At 42.4% G+C, this 13,949-nt stretch carries 11 protein-coding genes; all 11 read left to right on the plus strand.

Features of this window, described 5'->3' with window-relative positions; genetic code table 11:
- The first annotated feature begins 10 nt into the window (after positions 1–10).
- On the plus strand, positions 11–796 hold the full coding sequence (locus EC328_RS11600) for a tetratricopeptide repeat protein (protein WP_206363921.1): 786 nt from the start codon (positions 11–13) through the stop codon (positions 794–796).
- A 146-nt stretch (positions 797–942) separates the two neighbouring features.
- The gene (locus EC328_RS04315) at positions 943–2,424 is read left to right on the plus strand and encodes a DUF3991 domain-containing protein (RefSeq protein ID WP_128425656.1); all 1,482 of its coding nucleotides are present in this window, start codon (positions 943–945) and stop codon (positions 2,422–2,424) included.
- A gap of 92 nt (positions 2,425–2,516) precedes the next feature.
- Positions 2,517–4,355 carry a VirD4-like conjugal transfer protein, CD1115 family gene (locus EC328_RS04320; protein ID WP_206363922.1) on the plus strand — a complete coding sequence of 613 codons (1,839 nt, stop codon included), beginning with the start codon at positions 2,517–2,519 and terminating at the stop codon, positions 4,353–4,355.
- A 10-nt stretch (positions 4,356–4,365) separates the two neighbouring features.
- The gene (locus tag EC328_RS04325; RefSeq protein WP_128425657.1) at positions 4,366–4,632 is read left to right on the plus strand and encodes a helix-turn-helix domain-containing protein; all 267 of its coding nucleotides are present in this window, start codon (positions 4,366–4,368) and stop codon (positions 4,630–4,632) included.
- A gap of 156 nt (positions 4,633–4,788) precedes the next feature.
- Complete coding sequence (locus EC328_RS04330) at positions 4,789–5,043, plus strand: hypothetical protein (protein WP_128425658.1); 255 nt, start codon at positions 4,789–4,791, stop codon at positions 5,041–5,043.
- 1 nt (position 5,044) lies between these two features.
- Positions 5,045–5,749, plus strand: coding sequence for a JAB domain-containing protein (locus tag EC328_RS04335; RefSeq protein ID WP_128425659.1), 705 nt, complete (start codon positions 5,045–5,047; stop codon positions 5,747–5,749).
- Between the two features lie 368 nt (positions 5,750–6,117).
- Positions 6,118–7,122, plus strand: a complete 1,005-nt coding sequence (locus tag EC328_RS04340) for an SH3 domain-containing protein (RefSeq protein WP_164906026.1) — start codon at positions 6,118–6,120, stop codon at positions 7,120–7,122.
- A 15-nt stretch (positions 7,123–7,137) separates the two neighbouring features.
- Positions 7,138–7,287, plus strand: coding sequence for a hypothetical protein (locus EC328_RS11495; RefSeq protein WP_164905968.1), 150 nt, complete (start codon positions 7,138–7,140; stop codon positions 7,285–7,287).
- Positions 7,288–7,293: 6 nt separating this feature from the next.
- Positions 7,294–7,518, plus strand: coding sequence for a MerR family transcriptional regulator (locus EC328_RS04345; RefSeq protein ID WP_128425661.1), 225 nt, complete (start codon positions 7,294–7,296; stop codon positions 7,516–7,518).
- A complete protein-coding gene (locus EC328_RS04350) occupies positions 7,515–10,649 on the plus strand; it encodes a site-specific DNA-methyltransferase (RefSeq protein WP_128425662.1) in 3,135 nt (1,044 codons plus the stop codon). The genes EC328_RS04345 and EC328_RS04350 overlap by 4 nt, the downstream gene beginning before the upstream one ends.
- Positions 10,650–10,652: 3 nt before the next feature.
- Positions 10,653–13,892, plus strand: coding sequence for a DEAD/DEAH box helicase family protein (locus tag EC328_RS04355; protein WP_128425663.1), 3,240 nt, complete (start codon positions 10,653–10,655; stop codon positions 13,890–13,892).
- Positions 13,893–13,949: the final 57 nt, after the last annotated feature.

Here is a 13,949-nt window from a genome sequence, read left to right on the forward strand (position 1 = left end):
CTGGTACGAAATGCGTAATGAAGTTTTAAGCACCTATGTTGACAAGCTGCCGCCGCCTCTTCCGCTTTCACAGCAGAAAGAATTCAAGAGCATTAAAAACATGGTGATTGCCGAAGCGTTAAATATCGGCAGTCACCATTTCACTTTTGAGCCGGACGAGGAACAGAATATATCAATAGAAGATGATGGTGATATTGTTGCTGCCACCACATATTTTGAGAAATCTGCAAAGCTCGGAAATGTCAACGCACAGTATATGCTCGAAAGGATTTATCTTGAATCGGACAGCGAGCATGAAAATGTAGAAAAGGCATTGCAGTGGCTGGGGAAAGCTGCGGACAACGGGAATGCTCTCGCACAGTATGCAATGGCGAAGCTGTACCTTACAGGAAACCATCTAGAGAAAGATGCCGTAAAGGCTGTGGAACTGTTCACCAAATCTGCAGAACAAGGCAATCAGTATGCGCAATATGCCCTCGGCAAACTGTATCTTTTGGGGCATGATGTCAGGCAGGATAAGGAAACAGCGTTGCATTGGCTGTCGGCAGCTGCAGCACAGGGAAATATCTATGCAAAATATTTGCTGGAACGCATGGATTCCTTCAAAGACCCATCCATACTCCTTGCAGCAACACGCTTGATGCATCACTTGGGCAACATCTTTAGAGAGGAGTATCAGAAAGCTTTTGGCAATCCTCTCATCCAGGTTGACCGAAAGCTTCGCAAAAAAATCATGGAGAAAAAACTGGCGCAAGGTCATGCATATAACGACCATGCGCCGCATCAAAGCTATTAGGAGGAATTCCCATGAAGAAGAACTACCTACAGAAAAAAGAAAAGATCCCCGTCTCTTATATATTCTCAAGACTGAAGCCACCTGTGAAAAGGGTGGCTTATTTTCGCAGGTCGGGCAAGCGGAAACGCTGACAAAGGAGGATCGCTATGGCAGAGTACGTACATTTTACCGATGAGCAGAAACAGCGTGCAAACTCCGTTGACCTTGTGGACTTTCTCAGACGGCAGGGAGAGCAGCTCATACGCTCCGGCAGGGAGTGGCGGTGGAAGCGTCATGACAGCGTGACTATCCGGGGCAACCGGTGGTTCCGCCACAGCGCCGGGCAAGGCGGTCTGTCCATTGATTTTGTGCAGGAATTTTATGGCCTCTCATTCCCTGATGCAGTGATGCTGCTTCTGGGCGGCGAACAGGGTACGGCGTTTAGGCAAAGCGATAAAAAGGTCCCGGAAACAGAACGAAAAGAATTCATACTGCCGGAGGCTGCAGATAATATGCGCCGGGTATATGCCTACCTCTTGAAGCAGAGGTATATTGACCGGGATGTCCTCACCCACTTTGTCAGAGAGAAAAAAATATATGAGGATAAGGAATATCACAATGTTGTTTTTGTAGGCTATGATGAAAACGGTACTGCCCGGCATGCACATAAAAGGGGAACCTATTCCAACGCTGCTGGTTACCGTGGCAATGTAGAAGGCTCCGACCCAAAATACAGCTTCAATTACATCGGTACCAGCGATACCCTTTATGTATTTGAAGCTCCCATTGATATGCTGTCATTTATCACCTTGCATAAGAACGGCTGGCAGCAGCACAGCTATGTTGCGCTGGACGGTGTGGCTGAACATGCCATGCTTCATGTGCTGTCAAAAAATATGCATATTAAAAATGTGGTATTGTGCCTTGATCATGATCCTGCCGGTATAGAAGTTTCCGGGCGATTTACAGACATATTGCATGAAAAAGGATACGCCTACATTTCATATTTACAGCCCGCATGCAAGGATTGGAATGAGGACTTGAAAGCGCAGCATGGCATAACACCGATTCCGGCAAAACCGCATCCGAAGCTTGAAGCCTGCAAAGAGCTGTGCGGAGAGATTCGTTACTTGTGTAGCCATATCAAATCCGTGAAAAATCCCCATGAAATGCTGATGGAGCACTATGAAAAAGCAGTGCCCCTCATGCAGTCATCAAGATCAACCGATAGACAAAAAGCTGTCCTGATGGAACAGCTGCTAAGCATGGCGGTATATGCGTTATTTGCAGTAATGGCGCAATACCGGCAGCTTGAAAAACCAATGAATTTTAAACAACTGACCGATGAACTCTGTCACAGCTATCATCCGCACCAGGACCGGGGAAAGCTGAAAACCAAAGCAGAGGATATCCAGCAGGATGTCAATGCCATTAATGCTCAGCTCAAAACATCTGGAATCCGTACCCTTGAGGATAAGCAAAAATTAATCGCATCGTATATGAGTCTTGCACTAAACTGTGTCAAGGCTCAAATTTTTATATGTCTTGAAGAGCAGGAACAGAGAATAGAAGCTCTGCAAAAGCAGAATGAAGAGAGAGTCGATTGTATGCAGGCTGTTTGCGAAGAATTTTTGCAGCATAATATTTAGCAACATTATAACTACGGATTTGAAAAAAGCCATGTGCGAATGAAAAACCATTGGTGCATGGCTTTCTTAATTTGGAAAGAAGGAGGAAACCAATGCAAGCATCACAGGTGGTTACTTTAATCATAGCTGCTGCAACTATGTTTGGAGTCATCGGTTTTATCGTTCTTTTGGCTCATTACTATACCTTGCATGGCATCAAGGCCAGGACTGTAGGTGACGGCCAGCATGGCACGGCAAGGTTTGCAACGAAGAATGAAATAAAGAAGACCTATGCTCATGTACCCTATGAGCCGGAACGGTGGCGCAAGGGCATCAACCTGCCCAAGGTGCAGGGTCTGGTTGTGGGATGCAAAACGGCTTCAGGGGTGGTCACCGCTCTTGTAGACCAGGGGGATGTGCATGCATTGATGATCGGTGCGGCGGGGGTCGGCAAAACTGCCAATTTCCTCTACCCCAATCTGGAATATGCCTGTGCGTCCGGGATGAGTTTTATCACCACTGACACCAAAGGCGACCTTTACAGGAATTATGGATGCATCGCCAAGGATTACTATGGCTATGATGTGTCCGTCATTGACCTGAGAAACCCCACCCGCAGCGACGGCAACAATATGCTGCACCTTGTAAACAAATATATGGATGAATACCTTGCCAATCCTGATAATCTCCCAGCAAAAGCCAGGGCGGAGAAATATGCAAAAATTATTGCCAAAACCATCGTCAACTCCGGGGGACTGGATGCAGGCTCCTACGGCCAGAATGCATTTTTCTATGATGCAGCCGAAGGCTTGCTGACCGCCGTCATTTTATTGGTGGCGGAATACTGTCCAAACGAAAAACGCCATATCATATCGGTCTTTAAGCTCATACAGGACTTGCTGGCTCCCTCTGGCGTAAAAGGCAAAAATCAGTTCCAGCTGCTTATTGAAAAGCTCCCGTCAGAGCATAAGGCAAGATGGTTTGCGGGAGCGGCATTAAACACTGCGGAGCAGGCGATGCAAAGCGTCCTGTCGACAGCCCTTTCCCGGTTGAATGCATTCCTGGACTCGGAACTGGAGCAGATACTGTGCTTTGACACTGCCATCGATGCAGAGCGTTTTTGCAAAAGAAAGTCTGCCATCTTCCTTGTCATGCCGGAAGAAGACAATACAAAATACTTTCTAATTTCTCTCATTGTCCAGCAGCTCTACCGGGAGATACTGTCGGTGGCCGATGAGCAGGGCGGCAGGCTTCAAAACCGTGTCATGATGTACCTGGATGAGATCGGCACCATACCAAAAATTGAATGTGCGGAGATGATGTTTTCCGCTTCCCGTTCCCGCCGTGTTTCCATCGTGGCCATCATACAGAGCTTTGCGCAGCTTGAAAAGAACTACGGCAAGGAAGGAGCCGCCATCATCATCGATAACTGCCAGGACACCATCTTCGGAGGCTTTGCCCCAAACTCGGAATCAGCGGAGATACTTTCCAGAAGCCTTGGCAATAAGACGGTTTTATCAGGTTCGGTCACCCGGGGAAAGCATGATCCGTCCCAATCCTTGCAAATGATCCAGCGTCCCCTGATGACTCCCGATGAATTGAAGACCCTGCCCAAAGGCAGCTTCATTGTCGCAAAGACCGGCGCCTGTCCTATGAAAACAAGTTTAAAGCTGTTCATTGAATGGGGCATCCGGTTTGAAAAGGTGTATGAGCTGCAGGAAAAATCCGCCCGCAAGGTTGCCTATGCTGACAAAAAAGAGCTGGAAGAGGAGATTGTCAAGCGGCACATATCATATGAAGATATAGTAGAACAGGAACCATACTTCACATCAGCTCAAGGCGGCATATCCCTTGCACCTGCTGAAGAGATTCAGGAAAAAGCATTGAAGTCCAGGCTGCAAACAAAGACAAAAACACAGCGGCAAATGGAGCCGCCGCTGCGTACAGATTAGGAGGTGCCTGATGGGCTATTTTGAATCGCTTTATGCATCAGAGCTTCCCCATAGGGCTGTAGCCGTCTACATGTACCTTCGTGACAGGGCCGACAGGGACGGCAAATGCTATCCGGCGATCGGTACCATCGCCGCAGAACTGAAGCTGTCACGGAGCACTGTAAAAAGAGCCATCGCGGACCTTGAAAAGAGCAGTTATCTTCGCAAGGAGCAGCGGTGGCGTGAGAACGGGGGCAAGAGCAGCAACATGTATTTTTTAAAATCAGGGATGGGGTAACTCTGAAAAACTTTACTTTACACCAAGGGGGCAGTCTGTTTATTTGGTGAACTGTGGTACGGTTCACCGTGAGCTATGCAGTGAACTCCCCACTCTAAGAAATATTCAACATCAGACAAAGAAACAAAATAGTTTTATTGATAAATAGCATGAAAGGTGGAAGATGAGATGAATTTAGAAAAATCAAGGAATGCGGAGTACAAGAAGTGTGCAGCTTTATTGTCTCTGCTGGTTGGATTGGATGCTGATACAGAAGAAAGGGTTTGTGGATGTTTTCAAAACATGGGAATAAATAACTTTTTTCTTCATCTCGAATCACTTGAACTTGGCTTATCCCAGGAGACTTATGAGAAGCTGAAAAGCTTAAGAATTATTATTGAGGTATTTGGTGAGGAAAGGGGGCAGGCATAACATGAAGAAAAATATGCAGCATACCGAAAGCTTTTTAAAAGGGCTGACGACTTTAACAGGACTGCCCTACAAAAAGGTTCGGCAGTATGCAAAAGAAAACAACCCTTTTAATATCTTGGAACACCCTCATATCATGGAACCAAATGAAAAACAGCTTGAAAAGATAGGGCTGCTCAATGAATTCATAGCCTCTTATAACCTCTTGAAAATCTACGAAAGTGAGAAGAAGATTATGCTTAATTCATCAACCGTATCTGGACAGTATTTTTTGGCTCTTTTGGGTGGAATGAAGGATAAAGAAAGGTTCATGGTTGCTTTTCTGGATAATGGCAATAACGTGATTGAAACAAAAACTATGTCTGAAGGAAGTGTCGGACAAGCCGTTGTTTATCTAAGAGAGGTATTGAAATATGCTATTGCCTGTGATTGCAGGGCGATAATCTTGGCCCATAATCATCCCGGCGGCTCCACAAATTTTTCTCCGGAAGATAGGGCATTGACACAGAGATTTGTTGATATTTTTCATCCTCTTGAAATCAAAGTTTTAGACCATATTGTTGTAGGCGGAACACGCTATTCTTCCATGGCGGAACAAGGAGAAATTCCTCATCAGTGTGTAAGTAAAGCAAATTATGAAGTGATTGCATTAAGTGAATCGGCGGTGGAAGAAAACCAGGATAGTTGTCAGTATACTCATTCATTTTAGGCCGAAGAGAAGGGGAAAAACGATTGCAGCTATATTAGTTCAGTATATCTATTTTGAGCTCATAAAGTCTTGCTATGCAAGGCTTTATGAGCTTACGGGCATAGTTATAGTTAGATATATTTCCATTGATGGAAAGAAACCAATTGAAAATTTTTCTTCAATTATGAAGGGAATACTTGCCATTATTCGTAGTTTCGAATATAATATATTTTGTATGATTATAACTTTTAAGAGATATGTCAATGGGATATATCGGTTAAAACAGAATGCAAATGCCTAGCTGTAAGTTGAATCAGAACGGTTTGCGATTAGGTGGGGGGCTTTCGGTAGAAATGTCAAAGGGTAAGATGGAGAAGCCATTCAGGACGATGAATAGATATATGGAACAAATGGATAGAATCAGTAGGTTGACAGGAATAGCATCAAGGCTTAATATGGCAACCATGTTTGAGACGCCTATTAGTCGGTTGCTTCAACAGCAAGACTATATTGCCAATCTTTTTAAAAGCACAGAATTTGCTTCTGCATTTTCATACGCAGAGAAAATGGACAAACTCTTTCCGCGTATTGAAAAGCTTGTATTGCCTAATGCTGCGGTTTTTTCTGAAGTACAAAGAGCTTTAGATATTGTCAATACGCCTGCAATCAGAGAGGCAATTCTTTATGCAAATAGGATTGAAGGTATTATGCCAAAGCATTTAGGCAGTATGTTTGAGAATTCTATAGCAATCCTTGAGAGGATTAATTTTAATAACAGCAGGCTGTCGTCCATTATAGATTCATTAAATACTTATCAAAACCTTTTCCAAAACATAATAAATACCACTGCTTATAACAATTTGTTAGGGAACTTATTTCCTGAAGACGAGTATACTCAGATATTCAACAATTTTGATAGTGAAATTGACGAGGTATCTTTAACCTCTATCGAAGAGGAAGAGCTTGCAAATGATATTACAGAGATTTATTCTTCTCCAAACTGGCAGCAACGGCTAAATGCAGCAATAATAAAATGGCAGGAAAAAAATCCTATAGTTATGCGGGTTTTACAAGCAATTGTTACGATAATTACCATAATAAGTGCAATAGTGACGATAGCCGGTTTTGTGCATCAGGCTACCATCGTTTCAGATAAAGCAGCAATAAGAAAAGAACCTTCTAAAGCAGCTCCAATTGTATATACCATTACAAAAAATGAAATCGTCACGATAATTAGCGAAGAACGGTACTGGTACCAGGTCGAATATGTACCTCTAAAATTTGAGGATGAAGATAAAAAAACTGTTTACAGGGGATATATTGCTAAACGGACAACAGGGAAAACCATTGAAACGAAGTCTACCAGCGCTGCTGAAGATGATGGTTTGGAATAAGTAGAAAAGTTTTGGATGGCAAGAAGAAGGGGTGTTTATTTGAAGCAAGTGAATTCTTTAATAAGATGCATACTGGATTTTTATAATCTCCAAAGAATGGAAAATCCAGTAGTTCTTGAACGTATGAAAGAGGGCAATAGCGAGGAATGGGTAATGGACAGGTGATGAGAAATGGAATATATTACTGCGAAAGAAGCTGCTGAAAAATGGGGCATATCCCAACGGCGGGTACAGGTTCTGTGTGAACAGGGCAGAGTTGATGGAGCCAAGCGCCTTGGCTGGGTATGGGCAATTCCTAAAGATGCCCTAAAACCAGCAGATGCAAGGTTTAAAAGAGAAGAAACCAGGACTAATGAAAAGAAGATAGATGCTAGGACAGGAGGGGTTAGGCAATGACCGAAAAACTGCAACGCTTTACCAAACTTTTAAGGGACATGTTTGAGTTGGAGAAATCAGATCTTGACTTTGGCATATACCGCATCATGAATATTCGAAAAAATGAGATCAATAACTTCATTGAAAATACTCTTGCCAGTGAAGTTAATTCCATACTATCGAAATATGCTACCGACAACAGCCAGGTAAGAAAGCGTATTGAAGAAATTGAGAAACAGTGTGAAAGCGTAGGGGTTAAGGTAGAGGACAGCAAGCTGAGAGAAGAATATGCCGAATATAAGGCGTTGCTTGCCTCCGGCACAGGAGTTGCCGAGCTGGAAAGTGATGTTTATTCAGCTTTATATAACTTTTTCAGCCGTTACTATGATGAGGGAGATTTTATAAGCAAACGCCGCTATAAAGAAGGGGTCTATGCTATCCCCTATGAGGGGGAAGAAGTAAAGCTTTACTGGGCCAACCATGACCAATACTATATCAAAACCAGCGAAAACTTCAGGGATTATTCGTTTAAGGTAGATGTACAGGGAGAAAAGTATACGATTCATTTTAAGCTGGTTGACGCCAATACCGAGCAAAATAACAACAAAGAAAGTGATGACAAGAAGCGCGAATTCATCCTGCTGGATGGAAACTTCCTGGAAGCGGAGGGTAATGAGCTTACAATAAAATTTGAATATCGTGTTCCTGCAAGTGAGCAGGATAGCGTAAACAAGCTGAAAGATAATACTAAATTAAATAAATCCGCCGTTGATAAAATTAAAGGCGCCGTTTCAGAAAATGCCGACTTAAAGCGCTTTGTCTGGGCCATAAACATGCCTGCTCCAACAGATAAAAATAAGACCCGCACAATTCTGGAAAAGCACCTGGAAACCTATGTTGCCAAGAACACCTTCGATTATTTTATTCACAAAGATTTGCGCGGTTTCTTGAACAGGGAACTGGATTTTTACATAAAAGCCGAGATAATGCACCTGGACGACCTGGATACCGACAATGAAGTGAAAGTAAATGCCTACCTGGCCAAGGTGAAGGCCATTAAAAAGGTAGGTCGCACCATTATTGACTTTTTGGCGCAAATAGAGGACTTTCAGAAAAAGCTGTGGCTCAAGAAAAAGTTTGTGGTTGAGACAAACTGGTGTATCACCCTTGATAAAATTGACGAGAGTTTCTATCCTGAAATATCTGCAAATGATGCACAACGGCAGGAATGGGTGGAACTGTATGCCATTGATGAGATTGCCGGGGACTTGATGACAGTGGCCTATTCTATTCCGCTGACCGTAGATTTTTTAAAACAGAATAAAAATCTAGTGTTGGATACAAAGCATTTTACGACGGAATTCAAGGAGAGGCTGATTGCGAGCATTGACAATTTAGATGAGGAAACAAACGGCCTTTTAATTCACAGTGAGAATTTTCAGGCATTAAATTTGCTGCAGGAGAAGTATCGAGAGAAGATTAAGTGTATTTATATAGATCCGCCGTATAATTCACCTTCTAGTGAGATTGTATATAAAAACAATTTTAAACATTCATCATGGTTATCTTTAATGGAAAACAGGTTAAATTTAAGTCGAAAATTATCTTCCGGCGATGGTTCTATTGTTGTGGCTATTGATAAATATGAGCATAATGGGTTATTCGCATTACTAAAACAGCTTTATCCCAATTATGATATTGTATCTGTATCAGTTGAGCATAATAAAAAAGGAACACAAGGTGATCATTTCTCGTTTTCAAATGAATACGCAATATTTGTAATGCCAGAAACCCTTAAAGAATTAAATAGGGTTGAAATTCCCGAAAATGAATGGGAGTATTCAAACCTTAGAAACTGGGGCGGAGAGTCGTTGAGAGAAGATGCAGCTAATTGTTTTTACCCAATTTATGTAAAAGATAATGAGATAATTGGTTTTGGCGATGTTTGTGAAGATGATTTTCATCCTGCATCTTCAAATATTTTGCGTGATGACGGAATAATTGAAATTTATCCTATTGATGATGAGGGAATTGAAAGAAAGTGGAGATATGCTAGACAAACAGTAGAGCAAATAAAAAAATACTTGAAAATCGATACATCAAGAAAAGGGAACTTGCAAATTAAATTGGCTAAAGCAACCGAACAATTTAAGACTATGTGGTATTCACCGCTTTATAATGCTGGGGATTATGGTACAAAAATACTTAGTTCGTTAGGCTTGGGTAATAAGTTGTTTGATTACCCAAAATCAATATTTACTGTAAGAGACTGTATATATGCTGTTTCTGACTCAAACGATACTATTCTTGACTATTTTGCCGGCTCTGGCACAACAGGTCACGCAGTCATAAATCTCAACCGCGAAGACGGAGGTAACCGTAAATATATCCTTGTGGAAATGGGCAATTATTTCAACACAATTACCAAGCCGAGGATTAAAAAGGTTGTCTACGCTAAAGATTGGAAGGACGGCAAGCCACAGAACAGAAATACCGGTGTTTCACAGATTTTTAAATACATCCGTCTGGAAAGCTACGAGGATACATTGAATAATATCGAGCTTAGCCGCACGACTGAGCAGGAGAAGCAGCTAAGGATGGACGCAAACTTCTTTAACGAGTACCTTGTATCATATATGCTGGACATTGAAAGCAGGGGCAGCCTCTTAAACCTTGACCGCTTTAAGGAGCCTTTTGCCTATAAAATGAAAATTGCCGAGAACAACGAGACAAAAGAAACAACCATAGACCTGGTGGAAACCTTTAATTACCTCCTTGGCCTTGCTGTTACGAGACAAAAAGCTGCTGCTCGCTTTAATGCCGTCCCTGATCCTGAGGGTGAATATGAAAACGCAGTAATGCTTACAGAAGACAAGGAAGGGCAATATGCCTTTAAAACAGTGGAAGGTATTATGCCCAATGGGGATAAAGCTCTTGTTATCTGGCGCAATCTTACCGAAGATCTGGCAGCCGATAACGCTGCTTTGGATGCTTTCTTTGTGAAATACCGCGCAGAAACAAAAAACAGCGAGTTCGACATTATCTATGTTAATGGAGATAACAATCTGGAAAACCTCAAGGGCGACAAAGAGCAGTGGAAGGTTCATTTAATCGAGCTTGAATTTAAAAAGAGGATGTTTGAGGGGGTGTGATGTATGGGGGCTAAAAAGACCAAGAAAGCAAATAAAGCCATCAATCTCAATGATTGCCTGGTGCTCAATAAGTACTTCCTTTCCCTCTTTGGCAAAAGAGATTTCAGGGAACTGGCGGAAGATATGCGGTCTGCCGATTTGGAAGGGTATAACGAAGAGAACACCTCCTATTTCCATGAATTTATAGTACGCAAGTATGTTAAGCTGGGCTTTTTAAATAAGGACAAGCTGAAGGAGTATGATGAAAACATCTTCCGTTATGTCCAGCATATCGGCGAGGGTCGGGGCGGGCTTACCCTAAAATATTTCCAGTATCTTGCTCTCCTTTTTACCGAGATGTATCTTGACAGGTACTTCCTGGACAGGGAGAACTTTGTTGCCGACTTAAATAATTTCCTGCATGAATTCAATTCTGGAAGCGATGGAGAAACAATTTCAGATTATACAGCGGACAGCTTGAACAAGCTGGCCTTTATGTGCGCGACGGGTAGCGGCAAGACGTTAATCATGCATGCTAATATCCTGCAATTCCAACATTACTTTAAGAGGGCACAGGAATATAACAAAAGCTTGACATTAAATAAAATCATTCTTCTTACGCCTAATGAAGGTTTATCGCACCAGCACATTGAGGAAATGAAGCTTTCAGGCATTCGCTGCCGCCTCTTTGAAAAGGATACTCTGCAGGAAAAAAATGAAGTGCTGGTTATCGACATTAACAAGCTGGAAGAGCAGGGGAAGGTGAAGACTGTTTCTGTGGACAGTTTTGAGCAGAACAACCTTGTCCTTGTTGATGAAGGGCATAAAGGTCTCTCCGGGAATGTGTGGTACGATTTTCGGAGCCGGTTGTCGGAAAACGGGTTTTCCTTTGAGTATTCGGCGACTTTTAAGCAGGCTATCAAGGAGGAAAAAACAAAATCGGAAGCTGAGGCTCTTGCTCATCAGTACGGCAAGGCCATTATATTTGACTATTCCTATAAGTACTTCTATAACGACGGCTATGGCAAGGAATACCGTATTTATAACCTGAAAGAGAGTCTTTCCAGAGAACAGCAGGAGCTGTATTTAACGGGTTGTTTACTCAGTTTTTATCAGCAAATGAAAATTTATCAGAGCGATAGAGGGGCCTTTGTCCCCTTCAATATTGAAAAGCCATTGCTTGTATTTGTGGGTAACAGCGTGAATAAAACCGTCAGCAAGGACGAATTAACCGACGTGCAGGAAGTCCTGGCCTTTATTAACGGCTTTACGGCAAACAAAGAAAAGGCCGTAAGCCGGATCAAAATGCTGCTGGATGACAATACCGGGCTCCTTGATGAAAGAGGACAGGAGCTGTTTTATGGCGATTTTTCCTATCTGCAAAATCTGTTTCAGCGAGATGCCGGCTCTGTTTATGACGATGTGTTAAAAATCGTTTTTGAGACAACTTCCACAGGCAGGTTGCACTTGGTAAATTTAAAACAGCTGGGCGGAGAAATTGGTTTACGGATTGGCAGTGACAATGAATTTTTCGGGGTTATCAATGTTGGCGCCGGCGGCGACAGCGAGCTGATTAAGAATATTGAAAAAGGGAAGACCGGGATTGTTACCGATGAAAACCAGTTTGAGAACGAGTCCCTGTTTAAAAGAATAAATGATAAAAATTCCAGGATTAATATACTTATAGGCTCTAAAAAGTTTACAGAAGGGTGGAACAGCTGGCGGGTTTCCACCATGGGGCTGATTAACTTTGCCAAAGGCGAAGGCTCTCAGGCCATCCAGCTTTTTGGCAGGGGGGTAAGACTTAAAGGTTACGGAAACTGTCTCAAGCGCAGTTCCAAACTGGACTACCCTGTTGAAGTGCCGAGGTATATTAACAAAATAGAAACCTTAACTATATTTGGGGTAAAAGCCGATTATATGGCACAATTCAAAGAATATCTTGAAAAGGAAGATATGGATCTGAATGACTCCATCAGAGAATTCAAGCTCCCTGTAGTAAGCCGTTTTCATGATGCGAAGGATAAACTGAAGGTGATTAAGGTCAAGGACGGCATCAATTTCAAAAAGCAGTCGAAACGGCTGATCCTTACCACTCCTTCAGACGGCTTTATGGACAACCTGGTCAAAAATAAAGTCAAGGTAGATTATAATGCTGCCATCCAAAGTCTTACTTCTACCAGGAGTGAAGATGTAAAATATCAAAAGGACGAGGCTGTATTGGAGCCACATCATATCGCGTTCTTAGATGTGGATAAGCTTTATGCCGAACTGCTGCAATACAAAAACCAAAAGGCTTATTACAATATCAGCATCGAAAAGTCATTATTGCCGGAAATACTTAAGCTGAAGGGCTGGTACACTTTGTTTGTCCCCAGGGCGCTGATGGAAATCGACAGTTTTGATAAAATCGGCAGAATCAATGATATATGTGTTATGCTTCTGAAAAACTATCTGGACAGATTTTTTAAATATCATAAGGCCCAATGGGAAGCGCCGCACCTGGTTTACGGGGACTTAAAATCCAGTGATAAGAATTTTATCGATGAGTATAATATTACTCTTTTTAACAAAGAGAAATTCGACGAATTTGCAGAGCTGATTGAGGGAATCAGAGAGGCTTTGGAAAAAAACAGGCGTTTGGGCAAGTACGAGGATAAGCATTTGAATTTCCGCTACTTTGACTTTTACAACCACCTTTACACTCCCCTTATCTCTATAGATAAAGGAATCCGTATCGAGGTTTCGCCTGTAAGCCTAAACAGCGATGAAAAGCTGTTTATTGACAGGCTGAAGAAATATTGCGATGATAATCCATCTGCTTTTATAGAAAAGAGGTTGTATTTGCTCCGCAATAAGAGCAAAGTTGGTATTGGCTTTTTTGAAGCAGGTAATTTTTACCCGGACTTTATTATGTGGATTGCCGAAGATGACAAGCAGTATATAACCTTTATTGATCCCAAGGGCATAATGATGCTGGAAAAGAATATCAATAACCCCAAAATACAATTTTACAAGACTATAAAGGAAAAGGAAGCCCAGTTACAGCCGACCTGCACCGAAAAGCAGATTATTTTGAATTCCTTCATCATGTCCGGCACACCGGCTGCAGATGCCAGCTCCCATTTTGGAGTTAAGAGACCTGAGTTTGAAAGCAGGAATGTGCTTTTTCTGGAGGATGATGATTGCATAGAGAAGATGATGAGCAAGATATGTCTGGAATGCTCAAAACCGGCGAGCATGGAGAGGCATGGGGCTAAATGAGCTCAACAAGGTTTGTAATGTGGGGCGATTAGTTTATTGTAGCAAAGAGGTGCGGAA

Origin of the sequence: Gudongella oleilytica, from assembly GCF_004101785.1 — a bacterium.
Classification (GTDB): Bacteria; Bacillota; Clostridia; order Tissierellales; family Tissierellaceae; genus Gudongella; species Gudongella oleilytica.